Below are 20,004 nucleotides of genomic sequence, written 5' to 3'. Positions count from 1 at the left end.
AATGATATTTTCGATTAATTTTGCCAGCATTATAACTAAGAATTATACTATTTATTGTTTGTACAATTAAAAAACTGAATCAAATGAAAAAATTTAACCTAGCCATGGCATTTGCTGCCGGAGCAATTTTGCTTTCCGGTTGTAAGCTCGATAAGATGATAAAATTGGCTCAGGAGAATGACCTTCAAGTAGACCCTAATCCGCTTGAGGTACATGGTGGTAATGTTCCATTCGAAATGAGTGCTGTACTTCCTCCAAAAATTCTTCCTTCTAACACAAGCTTTACCTTGAATACGATATATGTTTATGGTGATCAGGAAGTGAGTGTTGGGTCAATTGAATTCCAAGCTTCTGAGTTTCCTAATAGCTCCACTACAACTTCAAGAAAAGCTGAAAACTTTTCATTGCCGTACCAGGAAGGTATGAACCCTGGAACGCTCTATGTTCAAGGTGTTGCAACAGATACACGAAATGGTAAGACCAAATCTACTGATCGCTTAGCTGTTGCTCAAGGGTTGGTAATGACTTCTGCTTGGGTGAAGGATGTAGCAATGGCTTCTTATGCTGAGCACGGATACAATGATAAAGAAGAGTTGGTACCAACCAACGTGAATTTCTACTTTGATCAAGGAGTTTCTAATCTTAGATCCTCATTGACTTATGATGGAGTTTCCAACAAAGCAAAAAGAGATAATTTGAATGCATTTATCGCTGAGAAAAACGTTACCAGAACTGTTACCATTACAGGTACTCACTCACCAGAAGGTTCTGAAACAATAAACAGCGATCTTTCACAGAATCGTGCGAAAGAAATCGAAAAGTTCTATAGAAGTAGAATGGATCGTTACGATTATAAAGGAGCAGCTGATTCTATTGACTTCATCCTTAAGCCTGTAATTCAGGATTGGGCTGCTTTTAAAGCCGCTTTAGCTTCCTATGAGGGTATTTCTGCTGACGATAAAAAAGCATACAATAACATCATTAATGGGTCAGGCTCTTTCGTTGAAAAAGAAAAAGAAATGCAGAAGCTTTCTACTTACAAAAAAGTATTCAATGACGTCTATCCTGGTTTAAGATCTGCGAAAACTGAAGTACTTACTGTAAAGCCAAAGAAATCAAATGCGGAGATTGCAGTATTGGCAAAAGCTATTGTAAACGGAGAAGCTGAGGCTGACACCCTTACAATCGAAGAGCTAATGTTCAGTGCAACACTTACTCCTTCTTTGGAGGAAAAAGCAGCAATCTACAAAGCAGCTGCTGATAAGTCTGGTATGTGGCAAGCCCACAACAACCTTGCTGCTGCTCACATTCAGATGGCTAAAAGAGGCGATGCTTCTAAACTAGATGGCGCTGCTACTCAGCTTGAAATTGCAATGAACAAAATGAGCTCTGCCGGTGAAGTTCAGGCTAACATGGCTGCTGTACAGATACTTCAAGGAGATTATGCTGCTGCATACGAAACCCTTGGAAATGTGAGCTCTTCTTCAAACGACATAAACGGCAAAGTGAATGCTATGAAAGGTGCTGTTGAAGTAAGAATGGCTGAATATGACAAAGCAAAAGCTTCTTTTGCTTCAGCAACAAACAATGAAAATGTGATGATCGACAGAGGTCTTGCTTACTTATTGAGTGATGATTACAGCATGGCTGATGCAGAGTTTAAGCAAGTAGAACGAGCTGATGCTTACTACCTACTAGCGGTTTCTGCAGCAAGACAAAACAATGCTTCTGAAGTAGGGTCAAACCTTAAGAAAGCTGTTGATGCTGAACCTTCATACAAGGACATGGCATTGAACGATCTTGAGTTTGCTAACTACGCTGATGCAGTAAACGAAGCTGTGAAGTAATTTACAGACAACAAAATCAGAAAAGCTCTGCCAATGGCAGGGCTTTTTTTATGCCCTAATGTATTCGTGATCTGAAAAGGTTGTTCTAAAACCTCAATAATCAGGCATTCATCATTAATTTAGCACACCGAAAATTACAACTGAAACCATGAGAGAAATCCAGTTTAGAGAAGCCCTAGGTGAAGCAATGAGTGAAGAAATGAGAAGAGATGAAAATGTCTTTCTCATGGGTGAAGAAGTGGCCGAATATAATGGTGCGTACAAGGTAAGCCAGGGAATGCTGGACGAATTTGGGGCCAAGCGTGTAATCGATACTCCGATTACTGAACTTGGATTTGCAGGAGTGGGTGTTGGAGCAGCAATGAATGGCCTTCGCCCTATCATTGAGTTTATGACTTTCAATTTCTCCCTGGTGGCCATTGATCAGGTTATAAACAGTGCGGCCAAGATGCTATCTATGTCCGGTGGGCAATACAATGTACCAATCGTTTTTCGGGGACCAACGGGAAATGCAGGTCAGCTGAGCCAGCAGCACTCTCAGAATTTCGAAAACTGGTATGCAAACACTGCTGGATTGAAAGTAGTTGTACCTTCGAATCCTTACGATGCAAAAGGTCTTTTGAAAACAGCTATCAGAGACGACAACCCGGTCATCTTCATGGAGTCCGAACTCATGTACGGAGATAAAGGAGAAGTCCCTGAAGAAGAGTATTTACTGGAAATTGGTCAGGCCAATACCGTAAGGGATGGTTCCGATGTGACCATTGTTTCTTTCGGTAAGATGATGAAGGTAGCTAATCAAGCGGCAGAAGAATTAGCCAAAGATGGAACGGAAGCGGAAGTAATAGATTTACGCTCCGTACGTCCGATCGATTATCAAGCAATTGTGGAGTCAGTGAAGAAAACCAACCGTTTGGTCATTGTAGAAGAAGCATGGCCGCTATCATCCATATCTTCAGAGATAAGTCACCATGTACAACGAAATGCTTTTGATTGGCTGGATGCCCCGATTCATCGTATCACTAATAAAGATGTATCGCTTCCTTATGCTCCTACCTTAATAGAAGAAGTCTTACCTAACGTGGCTCGTACAATTGAGGCTGTGAAGGCAGTAACTTATCAAAAATAAAAATCATTGGATAGCTTCTAAAAGATTTGATTTACTAATCTAGCTTTGAAAATATTAACTTCGTTCTTAATTATTGGGTGCCTAATAAGCTGTCGGGTTCAGCTTAAAAATCATCGATTTCCCAACCCTGTAGATACTACTGATAATGAAATAACGATTCAGGAAAAAAGGATTTTTAAAGTTAATGAAGCAATAACGATCGATAATCAGTTTGATGGAGCGCGATTTTCTAACCTTACAGTTCTCAATGATTCCGTAATTTCAATCACAACAACTCCGGAAAATGAACCTATAAACTCTAGTCCCTGGTATGCATTAAGACTAGTTTCTGCTTTAGATAAATCTCCAACTAGTCTAACTATTTGCATAGACTATCCTCATAAATATAAACATAGGTATTGGCCCAATATAAGCGTTGATCAGAAAAGCTGGTCACGCGTTGATTCTACAGCAGTTAAGATTTCAGAAGATTCCCAGCAATTGACAATTAAATTGTCCTTAATCTCAGATACTATCTGGATAGCAGCACAGCCAATAGTTTCATCCACTACAGTTGGTACTTGGTGTGATAGCTTATCCCACGCTGAAAATGTGAAATCAAGTAGCGCAGGTTTAAGCATGCTTGGTAGGAAATTACCGTTCCTAAAAATAGGATCTGGTAAAAAGACCATTGTCATTTTAAGTCGTCAACATCCACCTGAAGTTACTGGTTTTTTTGCCTTGAAATACTTTCTCAATGAAATATTAGTAAATGAATTAAGTGACAAATTTCTAAAAGAATATTGTTTTCTGGTCTACCCCCTAGTTAATCCTGATGGTGTAGATTTAGGGCATTGGAGACATAATGCCGCTGGCGTTGACCTGAATAGGGATTGGCAGTACTACAAACAGCCGGAAGTCAATGCAATAGCCAATCATATCATAAACACACTTAACGATGATCGACTTGAAATCGTTTTAGGCCTGGATTTTCATAGCACATGGTACGATGTTTATTATAGCACAGATCGCACCCTTAAGACAAAAAATAGGAAGTTTACAGATGAGTGGTTTCAGTACATTGAAAACAATATACCTGAATACAAAGTGAAAGATGCTCCTTCTGGATTACAATCTCCAGTATCTAAAGGTTGGTTTGTTGCACAGTTCAATGTTCCCGGAATTACTTATGAGATCGGAGACAACACGCCAATGGAATTCATTAAAGAAAAGTCATCGGTTACAGCCGAGGGATTGATGAAAATTCTATTCGAATAACCCTACTTCATTCCCCCAAGCATATTAGCAAGTGCTCTCTTCCCCCCTGACTTGTTCATCATTTTCATCATTTTGCGCATCTGTTCAAATTGCTTAAGTAATTGATTTACTTCCTGGATTGAAGTTCCACTGCCTTTTGCAATCCGCTGCTTTCTTGTTCCATTCAGAACTTCAGGTTGCGTGCGTTCCTTTGGAGTCATCGATTTGATAATAGCTTCAATTGGCTTCAATGAATCGTCATCTATGTCAATGTCTTTGATCGCTTTTCCCATACCAGGGATCATACCCAAAAGGTCTTTCATGCTTCCCATCTTTTTCATCTGCTCCATCTGAGCAAGGAAATCATCAAAACCAAACTGATTTTTACGAATCTTTTTATTGATCCTTCGGGCTTCTTCTTCATCGTAGTTCTGCTGTGCACGCTCCACTAAGCTTACCACATCACCCATTCCAAGGATTCTGCTAGCCATCCTGTCCGGGTGGAACAGGTCAATAGCATCCATTTTCTCACCGGTTGATATATACTTGATTGGCTTTTCTACCTCTTTTCTAATTGAAAGTGCGGCACCCCCTCGTGTATCTCCATCAAGCTTCGTTAATACTACTCCGTCGAAATTTAAGCGTTCGTTGAAAGTTGCTGCGGTATTCACCGCATCCTGACCTGTCATTGAATCCACTACGAATAGTGTCTCTGCAGGATTCACAGCCTTTTTGAGCTCGGATATTTCATTCATCATCTGCTCATCAACAGCCAAACGACCGGCGGTATCTATGATCAGCGTTCTCTTTCCATTTTCTTTTGCATACTTAATTGCATTCTGCGCAATTTTGACAGCATCCTTGTTTTCAGGTTCAGCATAAACTTCTACGCCTACTTGCTCTCCAAGCACTTTTAGCTGATCAATCGCCGCAGGACGATAGATATCACAGGCAGCTAACATAACCGTTCGTCCCTGCTTTTTGAGTAGGTTCGCTAGTTTACCAGTAAAAGTTGTTTTACCGGATCCTTGCAGGCCTGAAATAAGGATAATGTTAGGGTTTCCATCAAGGCTGATTGGAACATTCGTGTCCCCCATCAATTTGGTTAGCTCCTCAGATACAATTTTTGTAAGCAACTGGCCTGGAGAAACTGAAATCAAAACATCTCTTCCAAGTGCTTCTTCCTTGATGTTATCAGTTACATCTTTAGCTACTTTATAGTTAACATCAGCATCTACGAGCGCTCTTCGTATCTCCTTTATAGTAGATGCGATATTGATCTCGGTGATCTGCCCTTGTCCTTTTAGCGTCTTAAACGCCCTATCCAGTTTTACACTTAAACTATCAAACATAATTGCTCTTAAAAATCCAGTTGCAAAGGTATAAAATAGTGTTCAGTAGATGATAGTTCCATAAAAATGAAACCTTTTAAATTTATTATAGTATAACCAGTACCTTGCATTACAAAATACAATAACAATGAAACGGATCACTCTACTATTAGCGGCTACATTCTTTTTGGGTTTTGTCACCCAAGCTCAAAAAGTGAAAGAAAGGGATATTATTGGAACCTGGAAACTTGTAATAAATATTGAAGAAGAGATAGAGGAAGAGGCTGAAGAAGCTGACACGATGCTCGAAGAAATATTCATTAAAGCGGTCTCCGGATTTGTGGATGGCATCATGGATGACATTGAAATTTACTTTGAGTTTCGGGCTAATAACGACCTGAAGATTACGGTAAATGCCTATGACGAGACCGAAACCGAAAAAGGCTCATGGTATATTAATGAAAGAGGCTATTTGATCATCGAAGACATTGAAGACGATGACGATGATTTCAACATTACCACCGATGATGATGAATGGAAGCTTATTGATGGGATATTAGTCAGTGATGAGCATGAAGACAATCGAACGGTTTACATGACTCGGGTAAACTAAGAACTCGCACAATCACCACTACTAAAGAAAGGCAGCTAAATACTAGTTGCCTTTTTTACTTTCAAGCCAATGCTGAAGACTGACATGTCCAGTCCCGTTTAAGACCAAAAATATTGCACCGGCGAGCATAGAAATAGCCGGGTAGATATTAGGGTAAGGATCATTTAGATGTACCAGCAATATTGCTACAATAAAGTTAAAAATCATCACAGCGCCTGCCTCTCTCACCTTCCAGCCAAGAATGAACAAGATGCCTGCAAAGAACTGTGCATATACGGAAATGATAGCAGAGGCCAGTGGCAATGGAGCTCCAAAAATTTCTAAAAAATCACGAAATTCCAGCATTCTATTCCAGGAAAAGACATTGTCCTGAGTTCCGTAGATCAAATGAAAACCAACCGCTAGTCGAATCGGAAGGTCAGCATAATTTCTCATTTTTTCTAGCTTATTCATTCTTAAATAATGTATCAACTATTACTTCCGCAGCTAACCTACTACCCTTTGGAGATGGATGAAATCCATCCATTCCATACAATGAAAAATCTTTCGTTCCATCAAAATAAGCTTTCCATGCCTCACCTACCGGACAGAGAATAGCACCATTTTCAGTCGCAGCATCCCGATGGTTTTTAATTACCGCATCAAAAGTGTGATAATATGCTTGGGATGGCCATACCATGAAGTAGACAAACTTTGTTTCGTACTTATCGCACAGCTTCTTCAGTTTTCGTCCATCTTCGATAAGCATTCTTCTCCCTTCGGCTTGAGATGACGGACCTTGTTGAGCGATAACAAAATCATAACTTTTACCCATAATGTGCTTTTGTAATTCACCATCATCCCAATGGTCCACTATTGCATAATTTGGGAAAGTTAGCGAGGTAGTTTTGACTTTAATTCCCCTGCTTTTGGCTTCCTTCTCAACTAACTCCGGAAGATTGTTTGTGTAGGTTAGACTATTTCCAACAAAAAGAATTTTTACAGTTTGAGCAAAACTGAGACAAGCCAGTAAACAGAATAAAATGAAAAAGGAAGATCGCTTCATAACGATCTAAAAACAATCGACTGTTCCTTTTCCCTATTTTTCAATTATAGACTTTAAATCTGCAGGTGAATAGTTAATCGACTTGAGTGTTTTATTATCGCCTACTCGGTAAACCAGCCATTTCCCGTCACGCTCTTCGTAATAGGCATCTGTATCTTTTTCAGTCTTGTAGTGTGTGACAGTTTTTTTTGCTTCCTCTTCAGAATCACAAGCCTTGCTCATATTGGAGCGCTGTACCTCATCAAATAATTCGCGAAACTTCTCCCCCAACCCAAATTCTAATACAGCTCCCGAGAGAACGTATTGAATGTCGCACAAAGCGTCTGCAATTTCCACCATATCATTATCTGCTATGGCTTCTTGCAGTTCCTTTAGTTCTTCTGCAATTAAGGATACTCTTAGTTTGCAGCGATCCTCACTGGGTATCTGTGGATCATTTAATATCGGATGTCGGAATGTTTTATGGAATTCAGCTACTTGATTTAACGGGTCAATTTTATCCATTGATATTTCGTTCTTTTTTGATTGCTCGTATTAAAAAATAAATAAAGCCTCCAACCACAACGGTCAGAATAATGGCCATGCTTATGATTGCTCCAGTACTCATTGTTTTACAAATTTCTTATACAAATATCCATTTAGCACTAAGCCGACAATAATCACAACTCCCCATTGTAAGATGGTAGAGGCATTGCTATACACTCCAAATAAATCCCATTGCCCTTGTTCATTGAACCATGTAGAGCTGAAATCCTGAGACAGCCACCAATAAATAAGGAAAAATCCAATTGCAATGTTGCTGAAAATGGCAAAACGGAAAAAAGATGATGGCAACACCATATCGGATCCAACATCAATAGTGGACTCTTTAAACTTAACAGGATTGTTCATTGCCACCACGATCAATATGAATAGGCCTGTAACGATCAACCCAACACCCCAAACCCAATCCTGATTGGAAAAGAAATCTAAAGACCATGCAGAAGGAAAACCAAAAGCAATGAAACAAATGATTACTACTATAAGCGTTTTCCGTTTGGAAACATTTAGATCAGCGACATTTTGAAGGAAAAGCTCAATCATGGGCAATAACGAACTAAATGCCGCTACAAATAGCGCAAGAAAGAATAGCACTGATAAATAATCACCTCCGGGCACATTCGTGAAAAGTTTTGGAATAATAGTAAAAGTCAAGGCCTGATTTCCTGATTGTAAATATGATATTGCCTCTGCGTCTGAAGCGGCCAATGCAAAAACAGCAGGAAGTATAGCCATACCGGAAAGTAATGAAGCCGTATTGTTTCCAAACGCTCCAATAAATGTATTAAGCGTCACATCTTCATTATCTCTGGAGAACGCTGAAAGTGTCATCATTAGCCCCCAGCCTGCACCGGTACTCCATGCTGATTGTGAAAGTGCTTCAATCCAAATGGTGGGGTTGCTGAATAAGGACCAATCTATTGCAAACATGTATTCCAGGCCTCTTACACCACCTTCCATGTTGAGTGCAACAATGACAATGATAACCAATAGAATAAACAAACTTGGGATCAAAAGTTTGTTGGCTTTTTCCAGTCCATTTTTAACACCACGAATCAAGATGAAGGCCGCTAGAAAAATGACGCAGATATAAACTGCTACCGTAATCCAGTCACCATTTGAAATACCCGCCCAAAAATTGGTCAGGTAGTCCGGATTTGACTGGAGTGTTTCCTTTAAAGTTTCGCTTCTAAAAATGTTGTTAAATGAGAAAGTCAGATATCTAAAGGACCATGCCGTGACAATGGAATAATAAAATGCAATTCCTAACGTGCAGATGGTAATAAAAAAACCCATCCAGGTGTACTTCTTGCCGGCAAACTGCGCAAAGCTTCCTACTACACCGCTTTTGAATTTCTTTCCAATAGCAAACTCTGAAAGTAAAAGTGGTATAGACCAGATAAACAAGAAAAGAATCCAAAGTAAAATAAATGACCCACCATACTGACCTGCCAGACGTGGAAATCGCCAAAGGTTACCGGCACCTATGGCCATGCCCAAAGCGGCCAATACAATACCCCAACGATTACTAAACTGTTCTTTGCTCATAAATCACATTTGCGAATTTGGGAATCCGCCAAATATATGGAAAGTTTAGCAGGCTAGAGAAGCCATTTTTATAAAGGATAGGTTTCTTAAAAACTGAAACCGCTTACTCGTCCTTCAGAGTTGTTGCCGGATTGATTAATGCCGTACTAATTGTTCTGTGACTTACTGTTAAGGCAGCAATAATAAGAGTTACTACAAAAGCAACAGCAAAAAATCCTACACCAATATCAATTCTAAATTCATAGTCATTCAGCCATTGATTTAATATGTAGTATGCTACCGGTGCAGCTATCAAAAATGCCACGATAACCAAGACAAATACCTCTTTGGTGAACTTACCAATGATGCTGAGAATGGATGCCCCCAACACTTTTCTGATTCCCACCTCTTTCGTCCTGTTCGCGGATATAAACGCAATCAAACCGTAGAGCCCAAGACAACCTATGATAATAGATACGGTAGCAAACGTGCTCATTAGAGTAGCAACACTCTGCTCTTGCTCATAATTTTCTGCCAGTTCCTCATCATAAAACTGCCAATCAAGGACAAATTCTGGATATACCTTCTCCCAACTGTCTTCAAAGTGGGTGATAGCGGTCTTTATGTTAGCTCCGTCTTTGGTCTTATAAGCTACCTCATAGTACACATCCGGATGACGTAATAAGAAAACATACTGAAGACCTTCGCTTAAATCCCTCGAATGAAAATCCTTCATCACTCCAATAATTTCCAGGTCACCTTCTATCCACCCGGATGTCAACTGCTCCCCTATAGCTCCAGCATAATTATCCTTGAAGCCCATCAGGTCTGCTATTTGCTGATTGATAACAACCTTATTGATGCTATCATTTTTACGAATATTTCTACCTGCCAGTAGCTCTAGTTCGTAAAGATCCATGTAATGTTCATCTGCAGGCTTAAAGCTACCATTGAAGTCTTCTTCGATCTCCAATGGGGGATAGTTAAAGTTGGAATGTGAATTGGAATTTCCGGTGGGTGAACTAATTGAAAAAGTAACATGCTCAATGGTAGGATCTTCCAGCATTAGGTTCTTAAACCGAGCATTTTTTACTTCATCCCGCTCTGGTAAATAGCTTTTGATTATGGCCTCCTTCTCAAAGCCAAGATCTTTTTCCATGAAGTACTTCATTTGAGCTCCAATTATAACCGTCCCAATGATCAGAAATTGAGAGATGGTGAACTGAGCAACGACCAACGCTTTCCGCAAATTAAGTCCACCTGAAGCATCTTTAGCCGTAATCTTACTCTTCAGTGCCTTGACGGTATTCATACTACTCAGGAGAATAGAAGGATAAAATCCGGATAAGAAACTCACCAATATGAGTAGAATACATAGAAAACCAACAGTTTCAAAGCTTGTCAATAGATCAAGGGAAAGTCGTGTCCTAATCACATCTTCAAGCTGAACAAATAAAAATTCAGCAATTGCCAAGGAGCAAAACAACGCAACGAGTGTGATCAATGTAATTTCAGTAAAAAACTGAATAACCAATTGTCCGGAATAGCCACCTATAGCCTTTCTGATGCCTATCTCTTTTGACCGATTAGCGGCCTGGGCAGTAGCCAGATTGATGAAGTTGATACATGCTGTAAGAATTAAAAATATGGCAATAACAGCCAGTGCTTTGATCAGGGCAGGTGAAGTAGAATAAACATAGTTGCCGTATTCGTCATCAAAATGAATTTCTGATAAAGGCTGAGTTACAAATCTTCTTCTCTCAGAAGCACCTTCCTCATAATGCTTTTCTACAAACCCAATTAGCTTTGAATCAAAATCTTCAGGATTAAATCCATCTTCAACCAGAATATATGTATTGGTACTTGAGGCTGTTGAATTCCATCTATTCCCGTCACCAAAGTATGGGTTATTGATGCCTTGTGAGTAATAATCCAATAATACGGTAAATTCAAAGTTTGTGGCTTCCGGTGGATCAGCAATGACCCCTACAATTTTGTAATCCTGCAGGTTGCCAACATTGATCATTCTGCCCATTGCCTGAGCCTCACTTCCCACTTCAAGTCCAAAAAACTTTCTAACTTCAGAAGCTGCAAGAACCACTGTATTTGGTTCTGTCAATACAGACTCTTTATCCCCGGCAATAAAATCGACAGTAAAAACTTCAAAGAATTCAGGATCTAAGTAGACCACCCCTTCTTCTAAGAGAAATTTCTTGATGTTCTGACCATCCTGGATATTGATCTGATGGCTCCATACATAATGTGTACGCACAACCGTTTTTATATCAGGGAAATCTTCTTTGATGGCTGGTCCTACCGGGTGAGGTGTTCCTGAACCTTTACTTACCTCACCCGCACGAATCCCCTGACCTACTATACGATAAATATTATCGTAGTTTTCATGATGCTTATCAAAGTTGCTTTCGAAAACAATGACTTTGTAGATAACCAACGCACACCCAATGCCCAGAGCTAGACCAATTACATTGAGAACGCTGTATACTTTGTTTCTTGAGAGATTGCGAAGCGCCGTTTTAAGATAATTCTTGAGCATGGTTAAAAGGTTTTCAGACTATTAAAAGTTAAAACCATGCCAGATTGTATAACTAGCTGATATACAAAAAAATACACCTGACTTCATTCTGAATAGTGAAGCCAGGTGTACACCAAAATCGTTCGTATTTGGACAGTACTTACTCTTCTTCCTTAGATACTTTGATCACAACTTTGTAAATGAAATATATAATCAAGCCAAAAATGATCAAACCAGGCCAGCTAGAGGCATCTTCAAAAATTCGCATAGCATTAGGATCTCCTCCTGACTTCATTACTCCAACCGTTAGACCTGCAATTAAAATTCCCATCAACGCCTCACCAGTAATCAGTCCTGAGGCAAGTAACAAGCCTGCATTGTTACCTCTTTCAATATTTTTATTTGATTTTGTAGCCCTGGTCAGTAGATAAGCTAGCACCCCTCCAACAAAAATTGAAGAATCCAGCTCAAATGGAAGGTAGAGTCCGACAGCTACTGCAAGCACCGGCATTCTAAATTCTGATCCTTTTGACTTTAAGTATTGATCAAACGCTATAATCGCAGCAGCGATAGCCGCCCCGATATAAATAATATTCCATGGTAAACCTCCTCCGAAAATGCCCTGCGCCACACTCATCATCAAAGTCGCTTGAGGGGCAGCTAAGGACTCAGGTTGTTCCGGGGTTGGCGCCCCTATGCCATTGCCTATCAAAAGTATGTTTAACACAATTGGAATCGCAAGGGCACCGGCTACTACCCCTACAATTTGCATGATTTGCTGCTTATAAGGTGTTGCACCAAGTATATGTCCTGCTTTTAAATCCTGCATGTTGTCTCCGGCAATTGCCGCGGCACAACAAACGACAGCACCTATAAGTATGGCTCCTGCGGCTCCAGCCATTTCGTTTCCTGTCCCCATCAAAGTTAGAAGAAGGATTGAAGCAAAGAGTATGGTTGCTATCGTTACTCCTGAAATTGGGTTGTTTGAACTACCAACTAAACCAGCCATATAGCCAGCGACAGCAGCAAACAGGAATCCTGCAACTACCATAATTAATGTCATGGTAGTGGACACAGTAATGTCCACAATTGCAGATTGATAGATGAGAAATATTGGAACAACAAGCACACCAATTGCAATGATTACCCAGGACATAGGTGTATCCATCTCCGTTCGAACCTGATCCTTCATGGAGGTACCACCTTTTTTGAATGCAGCAATTCCAGCTTTAAAAGCGGTACCTAAAGATCCGGCCAGACTAAGTAGAGCCCATAGTCCTCCAACTACCATTGCTCCTACTCCCAGATATCTCATTTTAGCACTCCAAAGCGCATTACCAATAGTGTCTGCATTTACATCGCTCACGTTGGTAAATTTCCCTAGGGCAACCAGTTCTGCCGCAACTGCGTCAAATCCATTCGACCCAATATAGATTGGCATTGCTATCCACCATGTAATCACACCTCCAAAGAATACCAGAAAGGCAATGTTAAGACCAACAATGTATCCAACTGCCACCAAGGCAGGTGATAAGTTAAGACTGAAGTATCCATAAAATTTCTGTCCAAACAAGGCAGCTTTTTCGAATAGTCCGCTCCAAAGATTCAGGAATGAATCTGCCAACTTAAATAAACCCCCGATGACCGATCCCCATATTAGGTACTTCACGGACTTCCCTCCTTCTTCACCGGTCTTCAACACTTCTGCGGTGGCAACACCTTCCGGGAATTTCAGGTTTTCTTCTACAATCAATGCTTTCCTTAGCGGGATCGTGAAAAGTACTCCAAGCACTCCACCACATAATGCAATCGCCATGGTTTCAAAATAGTTGAACTTTTCCCAATAGCCCATAATTACCAGGGCCGGAATAGTGAAAATAACACCTGCTGCCAGAGATTCACCAGCTGAGGCTGCTGTTTGCACCAGGTTGTTTTCGAGAATGTTTGAGTTCTTGAAGACCTTCAATAAAGCCATAGATATAACTGCCGCCGGAATTGATGCTGAAACAGTCAGTCCGGCAAATAGTCCAAAGTAGGCATTGGCCGCCGAAAGCACCACGGAAAGAAGGGCTCCCAGCAAAACTGCTTTGACGGTAATCTCAGGCAGGCTGGTATTCGAGTCAATGTATGGTTTTTCCATTATGTTGGTTTTAGGTTAGGTTTTGAATTTCAACACCGGCAAAAATGTCTATTTGTGTTGGATTAAACAAAAATGGATTTCACCACCCTTAATTGATAGTTCCCATAGCTTGACGTGATTAGGCACAAAGTCAATGTGATGACATAGCCGCAGGATAACTCATATTCATAGAACCTATGAGCCTCACCCTTGTTGTGTGGTTGTAAGTATAAATTAAAACAATACAATACACATGAAAAATTTAGAACCGTTATCTTTTGAACAAGCACCTGAAGAATCAAAAGAAATTTTCAATGCACTAAAAGAGAAAATGGGCAAAGTGCCAAACATATACGCAACCATCGGTAACTCTTCCAAAGCGCTAAAAGGAGTACTTGATTTAAATGAGACGCTATCGAAAGGTGAGTTTACCGGAAAAGAAGTTGAGGCTATTGCCCTTTCAGTAGCTGAAGCTAATGACTGTAACTATTGCAGGGCAGCACACACTGCAGTAGGTAAGATGCAAGGATTAACAGAAGAAGAAACGATCGAAATCAGATCAGGGGAAATAGCTGATACAAAGCTGAAGGCATTGTCCGAGCTTGCCAAAGAAATGACCACAAACCGTGGAAATCAAGATCAGGAATTTATTAACAACTTCTTTTCTGCAGGATATAGCAAAGAAGCACTGGCTGAATTAATAGGATTTGTTGCAGTGAATACCATCACCAACTATACGAACCATATTGCTGATACAGATATCGATTTTCCTATTGCCCCTGAACTGGAGCACGCATAGTAGATTTGGAGTATCTATAAATAACTTGGGCTGGGTTTTCCAGCCCTTTTTTAACCTAATTTTGTTATCGTTTAATGAAAGACATGATCGCATCCATTGAAATCCTGTCTTTCAGGTTATTCCAATAATTGGCCTTTCTTAAGATGCCTCGTTCATCAACTAAAAACTCAGCAGGAATAGTGTTGAAAGACTCTTCTCCTGCCATCCAATGCACCGGAAGTTTTTTAAATTTTGCCACAAGCGTTGTTTGTATCAAAAAAACAATGTGGCTTTTTATTGATTTGGAGCGAGAACTCTCTACGCCATATTTCTGATACCACTCCCTGTCCGGGTCTGAGATAATCGGGACCGGAGACATATTTTCATAGAAATGATTGGCAAGCAAGACTTCCTTTGTTGATTCGAAAAAGAAGATCATTTCCATCCCCCTCTTTTTCAAATGCGGATAAGCCATTTGAAGAGTGTGGGCCCGAATGTTACAAAATGGACATCCAACGTGCCTAAAGAATGCAATTAAAAGCTTTTTCCCTTTTAAAGACTCTAAATCCAATTCATTGTCAAAAATGTCAAACGCATTTATTGATGGTATTGGTTCGCCTTCCTTTAAAATGAATCTGTCCAATTTCTTTCGCTTTTCTACTAACGCAATAAAAGAAATACGAAATTATTTGAACTGTTGGGTGTCTCGAAATCGAAATTATTCGTATTCCTGATCGCCACTTGATGTAGTGCCTATTACTTTAATCCCTCCACGTTCGATCACAAGCCTTTTCTCTCCAGACCTGTTTCCTACTTCCAGATCACCAGAAGTAGCGGTCAAATCAAAACTTAGATCATCGAGATCATTGACAAAGTCTATTTCTATATTACCTGATGTCGCATCAAAATATGAGTTATCATTAAGTTCAATTCCATACCCATCAATTTCACCGGAAGAGGTTCTGATTTTTAATGCACCAACCCCCTTACGGACATCTACATCTCCGGAGGTTGCCTGAATTTTAATTTTTCCATTAAATCCAGAAACAGTAATATCTCCCGAGCTGGATCTTGTCTCAATATTTCCTTTGGAGTTAAAAATCTCCTGATCACCACTAGTTGATTCAATCTCCGAATCACCTGTAAGTCCGTCTATGTCAATATCTCCACTTGAGGTTTCTACTTTTAGATTTGACACAATGCTGCGTAGTGTTATATCGCCACTTGTAGCTTCTATGTTTGATGTTGATGCTCTCAAGTTTGCTACATTGATATCCCCTGAAGAGTTGTCAATATCCAATCGCACACCATCAACAATCGTCAGGTCAATGCGGGATTCGTTGATTCGATAGTTTTTCCAACTGAGGTTCGATTTTCGATCCACTCGAATAACGAGGGTTTTGCCAACAATATCAGTATCAAATCGATAATCGTCCTCATCTCCATTACCGGTTATTACACCTTTGAAATAGACTTTATCTCCGGAGTTTACATAAACATCAACAAATGAGCCTTCAATTCTCACCTCATCCACGTTTTCAGCTCCCAGTTCAGCTTTTGCCAGGATATTTTGTGAAATGGCTGATAATGATACAAGCGTGCAAATCGCAATTAATAGGTTCTTCATGACTTTATTTTAGATTATAACTTAAAGATGAAGATTTTCCGAAATGGTTGCCTAGCCTATCTTGAATTTTTTCATCGCCGCAAGTAATCTAAGTCCTTCTTTTAAATAAGGATCTTTTTTGAGCTTTTCATCAATATCTGCCTGATCAGGCAAATCACTATTATCGACGGCTGTTGCCAGGTCATCTTCATCATTGTTAGAGGCAGCCCGACGTGTCTCCAGATTCAACGATACTGATTTTCTGTTTCGGTTTTCCTTCGCCTTTTCAATATCTCTTGCCAGCTTTTGTAAGTCTTCATCAGAATTTAAATCATCGCGGTACAGTGTATTTAAATGATCCAAAAGCTCCTCTGAGATCATATTCACAGGCTTAAACTTAGCGCCAGCTATCTCATCCCATGGCAAAGCATTTTCTCTGCTCGCCTCTCCAAAATCCTCCGGCGAATAAATGGAAGGAAACTGAACATCCGGGGCAATGCCCACACGCTGATTACTGCTTCCAGTCACCCGATAGAATTTCGCTAACGTCATTTTAATTTGTCCAAGATTCAATTCCGGATTTCGAATGTATCTGCTCAGGTCAATCACATTTTGAACAGTGCCTTTTCCAAAAGTGCTTTCACCAATGATCACTCCACGCTTATAATCCTGAATAGCTCCAGAGAAAATCTCCGATGCAGAAGCACTTCCCCTGTTTACCAAAACAGCCAGTGGTCCATCATAAAACACCTCACCACCATCTTCATCGTCCATCTTATCCACAGACTGGTCATAATTCCTAACCTGAACGACAGGACCATCCGGAATGAAAAGCCCGCTCATCTCAATGGCCTCCTGAAGCGATCCACCGCCATTAAATCGAAGGTCTATAAGTAGTCCATCCATACCTTGCTCCTGAAGCTTTGTGATCAGGTTCTTCACATCTCTTGTGGTGCTTCTGTAATCTTCTTTTCCCTCACGCAACTCATCAAAGTTCAGGTAGAAACTTGGCACAGTGATGACACCTAAATTATAAGTGGTATTACCTTCTGTAATCGGTATCATCTCCGATTTAGCAGCTTGTTGCTCCAGGTTAATTTTATCCCTAACTAAACGTAGGGTATCCGGTAATGCATTGATTCCTTCACTTGCTTTTAGGATTTGGAGTCGTACCACAGAACCTTTTGGTCCTCTGATCTTAGAAACTACATCATCCAATCGCCAGCCAATGACATCCAAAAACTCTCCATCATCCCCTTGGGCAACCCCAATGATTTTATCATCCTTCTGAAGTTGCTTGCTCTTATAAGCAGGACCTCCAGGGATGATTTCAGCCACTTGTGTGTAATCCAGGTTTTGCATCAATCGCGCACCAATTCCTTCGAGCGAAAGACTCATATCTATCTGGAAATTTTCAGCATCCGGTGGGGAAAAATAATCTGTGTGCGGATCGTAGGAGCTGGTGTAGGCATTCATGTAGCTCTGAAATACATCCTCACTGTTGTATTGATAGATAGCCTTTTGAATACGTTGATACCTCTTCGTCAAGCTTTCAGAAATATCATCCCATTCTCTGCCGGCCAGCTTATAGCTTAGTGCCTGATTTTTGATGATCTTTCTCCATATTTCATTCTGTTCCTCACTGTTTTCCGGCCAGTCTGCTTCCTCTCTGTCAAACACATAAGTTTCGTCTTTTGAAAAGTCAAACTCCGTTTCAAGAAGTGTAAAAACATAATCTATTTGATCAAGCGCTCTTCTACGATATACGTCAAATACATCATAAGCAAATTGAAGTTTACCCTCAGGAATTTGATCATCCAGTTCATATCGATATTTTTCAAATTCTGCTACGTCAGACTTGAAGAAGTAAGCTTTGTTTGGATCCAGTGACTCAAAGTAGCTATTGAAAATGACTGATGAAATGGAGTCTGACAAAGGCAGCTTTCGATAGTGAATTCTATTTAGGAGATTGGTAATAACATATGCCTCACTGGGATGCTCTTCTTTAGGGGCTAGTGTTTTCAGTGTATCCCCTTCAATAAAAGACTGAATATCCTGACCATACTCAGTGGAAACACCGAAAGAAGTGAGTAGTACAAACCCGGCAATCAACAACAACTTGTTCATATGAATATTTTTTAGACGTATTCTTTCAACGCAATATTGAAAAGATTGATTTTAAAAATAATAGTTTTTTTGTGAGTGGTCGACCCATTAAGACCAAACCATTATTTTTAAAGTCAAATGAAGGATATAATCAAATATATAGTTCCCTATTTAGGTTTTTTAACAATTACAATTGTCTTAGGTGAGCTGGGAATCAAAGTTGGTCAGGTTGGATTTGTCCTTTTGACCGGAATCATTTCGATCTATTATTATTTGCTAGACAATCCTTACAAGAAATATCAAAAACCAACAATTATACTCTTCGTCCTCTTTTTAATTTCTTTGGTCCTGTCCAGAAATTATAACCTTGGAGACTCATGGCTCCCAGCAACTATGGCAGGAGCCTTATCGATAGTTTACTTTAACCGATTCAGGAACAGACCAGACAAACATTGGGTTGATTATGCAAAAGTAGTTGGAGCATTCATGGTTGTCCCGGCGATGTATTTGGACCTGGTTTTTATTGCTATACCATTTCTGGTTTCGATATTTTTCTTAGATAGATTATTAATTAGACCTCATATGAATAAGACTACCCAAATCATTACTTTCTGTCTCATATCGTTGGTATGTATCACATTTTTAGCGTTTGCATTAAAAAAAGCAAATGATGCAGAAAAAGCTGCTTTTGAAGCAAAGAAGCTCCAAATTCAGGTTGTCCAATTGCAAGAAGAAGCAAATGAAATGAGAACGATGGCTGAGGAAGCAGCAGCTCATGCCCGAATGGCTCAAGCTGACGCTGAGGAAGCAATGGCTAGAGCAGAAGCTGCCTTAAGAGACTGTCAATCTAAATAACCTAATCATGAAGAAGAATGTCATAATCGTCATGCTACTAATAACAACAGCTTGCTCGATAACCTTCGCGTATTTTAAAGACTATGAAGCGGAAAAGAATGCTCAAATAGCAGTGGTCGCTAAAGAAGAAGCAGAAAAAGAAAAAGAAAGAGCCGATATGCAAGCACAATTCGCACTTGATAGAGCAGCAGAAGCAAGAATGGCTCAAACTGAAGCTGAAAGAGTCATGCAACTGTATCAGGAGTGTAAGGCTGTTCAATAACCACTCACCCTTTCAGATGATTTTCACATTTGTTTTTTCCAGCTCTCATTTTCTCCGTTTATTTGATTCAAACAATTGAAATAATGAAAAAAAGAGTAACAGGGATTGGAGGCATCTTCTTTAAGACCGAAGACCCTGAAAAAATGAAAGACTGGTACCGGTCCCACCTGGGAATCGAATCAGATCAGTATGGTGGCTTATTTAAGTGGCGAGATCATGAAGACAAAGATAAAGAATGCACCACTGCATGGGGTCCATTTTCAAAAGACACCACCTACTTTCGTCCAAGCGATAAAGAGTACATGTTTAACTATCGGGTAGAGAATCTTGTTGAACTCTTAGCTCAACTAAAGAAAGAAGGTGTGGAAGTAATTGGTGAGATTGAAGAATTCGAATACGGTAAATTTGGTTGGATCATGGATCCTGAAGGCAGGAAGATCGAGCTCTGGGAACCCATAGATGCCCCCTTTCTTTGAG

The 20,004-nt window shown here is 40.0% G+C and carries 19 protein-coding genes; 8 read left to right on the top strand and 11 right to left on the bottom strand.

The annotated features are described in order from the left end of the window. Positions 1-83 precede the first annotated feature (83 nt). From RIC88_RS14355 to RIC88_RS14345, 3 genes are all read left to right on the top strand, one after another. A complete protein-coding gene (locus tag RIC88_RS14355; RefSeq protein ID WP_350218247.1) occupies positions 84-1,847 on the top strand; it encodes a tetratricopeptide repeat protein in 1,764 nt (587 codons plus the stop codon). Positions 1,848-1,995: 148 nt separating this feature from the next. Further along, positions 1,996-2,976: a pyruvate dehydrogenase complex E1 component subunit beta gene (locus tag RIC88_RS14350; RefSeq protein ID WP_350218246.1), complete on the top strand. Its 981-nt coding sequence runs from the start codon at positions 1,996-1,998 to the stop codon at positions 2,974-2,976. Positions 2,977-3,021: 45 nt separating this feature from the next. After that, entirely contained in the window at positions 3,022-4,233 is a 1,212-nt protein-coding gene (locus RIC88_RS14345) for a M14 family metallopeptidase (RefSeq protein ID WP_350218245.1), read from the top strand. Between the two features lie 2 nt (positions 4,234-4,235). On the opposite strand, the gene ffh is transcribed toward RIC88_RS14345, so the two are convergent. Further along, positions 4,236-5,564 carry a signal recognition particle protein gene (gene ffh / locus RIC88_RS14340; RefSeq protein WP_350218244.1) on the bottom strand — a complete coding sequence of 443 codons (1,329 nt, stop codon included), beginning with the start codon at positions 5,562-5,564 and terminating at the stop codon, positions 4,236-4,238. A gap of 127 nt (positions 5,565-5,691) precedes the next feature. Between ffh and RIC88_RS14335 the strand changes: the two genes are divergently transcribed. After that, complete coding sequence (locus RIC88_RS14335) at positions 5,692-6,156, top strand: hypothetical protein (RefSeq protein WP_350218243.1); 465 nt, start codon at positions 5,692-5,694, stop codon at positions 6,154-6,156. A 42-nt stretch (positions 6,157-6,198) separates the two neighbouring features. Here RIC88_RS14335 and RIC88_RS14330 read toward each other — a convergent pair whose 3' ends face one another. The 7 genes from RIC88_RS14330 to RIC88_RS14300 form a co-directional block, all read right to left on the bottom strand. Next, on the bottom strand, positions 6,199-6,609 hold the full coding sequence (locus tag RIC88_RS14330) for a DoxX family protein (RefSeq protein ID WP_350218242.1): 411 nt from the start codon (positions 6,607-6,609) through the stop codon (positions 6,199-6,201). Further along, positions 6,602-7,201: an SGNH/GDSL hydrolase family protein gene (locus RIC88_RS14325; RefSeq protein ID WP_350218241.1), complete on the bottom strand. Its 600-nt coding sequence runs from the start codon at positions 7,199-7,201 to the stop codon at positions 6,602-6,604. The genes RIC88_RS14330 and RIC88_RS14325 overlap by 8 nt, the downstream gene beginning before the upstream one ends. A gap of 33 nt (positions 7,202-7,234) precedes the next feature. Then, positions 7,235-7,705, bottom strand: coding sequence for a pyrophosphohydrolase domain-containing protein (locus tag RIC88_RS14320; protein ID WP_350218240.1), 471 nt, complete (start codon positions 7,703-7,705; stop codon positions 7,235-7,237). Next, positions 7,698-7,808, bottom strand: coding sequence for a MetS family NSS transporter small subunit (locus tag RIC88_RS14315; protein WP_350218239.1), 111 nt, complete (start codon positions 7,806-7,808; stop codon positions 7,698-7,700). Before RIC88_RS14315 ends, RIC88_RS14320 begins: the two co-directional genes overlap by 8 nt. After that, positions 7,805-9,289: a sodium-dependent transporter gene (locus tag RIC88_RS14310; RefSeq protein ID WP_350218238.1), complete on the bottom strand. Its 1,485-nt coding sequence runs from the start codon at positions 9,287-9,289 to the stop codon at positions 7,805-7,807. The genes RIC88_RS14315 and RIC88_RS14310 overlap by 4 nt, the downstream gene beginning before the upstream one ends. 103 nt (positions 9,290-9,392) lie before the next feature. Beyond that, positions 9,393-11,822, bottom strand: a complete 2,430-nt coding sequence (locus tag RIC88_RS14305; protein WP_350218237.1) for an ABC transporter permease — start codon at positions 11,820-11,822, stop codon at positions 9,393-9,395. Positions 11,823-11,961: 139 nt separating this feature from the next. Beyond that, a complete protein-coding gene (locus tag RIC88_RS14300; protein WP_350218236.1) occupies positions 11,962-13,941 on the bottom strand; it encodes an OPT family oligopeptide transporter in 1,980 nt (659 codons plus the stop codon). Positions 13,942-14,173: 232 nt separating this feature from the next. Here RIC88_RS14300 and RIC88_RS14295 point away from each other — a divergent pair, with 232 nt between their 5' ends. Beyond that, positions 14,174-14,719 (top strand): carboxymuconolactone decarboxylase family protein, encoded by a 546-nt coding sequence (locus RIC88_RS14295; RefSeq protein WP_350218235.1) that lies wholly within the window; start codon positions 14,174-14,176, stop codon positions 14,717-14,719. A gap of 64 nt (positions 14,720-14,783) precedes the next feature. On the opposite strand, the gene RIC88_RS14290 is transcribed toward RIC88_RS14295, so the two are convergent. From RIC88_RS14290 to RIC88_RS14280, 3 genes are all read right to left on the bottom strand, one after another. Continuing rightward, positions 14,784-15,341 (bottom strand): redoxin domain-containing protein, encoded by a 558-nt coding sequence (locus RIC88_RS14290; RefSeq protein ID WP_350218234.1) that lies wholly within the window; start codon positions 15,339-15,341, stop codon positions 14,784-14,786. A 75-nt stretch (positions 15,342-15,416) separates the two neighbouring features. Next, positions 15,417-16,325, bottom strand: coding sequence for a DUF4097 family beta strand repeat-containing protein (locus RIC88_RS14285; RefSeq protein WP_350218233.1), 909 nt, complete (start codon positions 16,323-16,325; stop codon positions 15,417-15,419). A 51-nt stretch (positions 16,326-16,376) separates the two neighbouring features. Then, complete coding sequence (locus tag RIC88_RS14280) at positions 16,377-18,431, bottom strand: carboxy terminal-processing peptidase (protein ID WP_350218232.1); 2,055 nt, start codon at positions 18,429-18,431, stop codon at positions 16,377-16,379. A gap of 117 nt (positions 18,432-18,548) precedes the next feature. Between RIC88_RS14280 and RIC88_RS14275 the strand changes: the two genes are divergently transcribed. The 3 genes from RIC88_RS14275 to RIC88_RS14265 all read left to right on the top strand — a co-directional run bounded on the left by RIC88_RS14275 (position 18,549) and on the right by RIC88_RS14265 (position 20,003). Further along, positions 18,549-19,265 carry a hypothetical protein gene (locus RIC88_RS14275; protein ID WP_350218231.1) on the top strand — a complete coding sequence of 239 codons (717 nt, stop codon included), beginning with the start codon at positions 18,549-18,551 and terminating at the stop codon, positions 19,263-19,265. Between the two features lie 7 nt (positions 19,266-19,272). Next, positions 19,273-19,527, top strand: a complete 255-nt coding sequence (locus RIC88_RS14270) for a hypothetical protein (RefSeq protein ID WP_350218230.1) — start codon at positions 19,273-19,275, stop codon at positions 19,525-19,527. Positions 19,528-19,610: 83 nt separating this feature from the next. After that, positions 19,611-20,003: a VOC family protein gene (locus tag RIC88_RS14265; RefSeq protein ID WP_350218229.1), complete on the top strand. Its 393-nt coding sequence runs from the start codon at positions 19,611-19,613 to the stop codon at positions 20,001-20,003. Position 20,004: the final 1 nt, after the last annotated feature.

Origin of the sequence: Ekhidna sp., from assembly GCF_040220215.1 — a bacterium.
Classification (GTDB): domain Bacteria; phylum Bacteroidota; class Bacteroidia; order Cytophagales; family Cyclobacteriaceae; genus Ekhidna.
The sequence above is the reverse complement of the archived record's forward strand: the minus strand, read 5'-3'. Positions and strand labels throughout refer to the sequence as shown.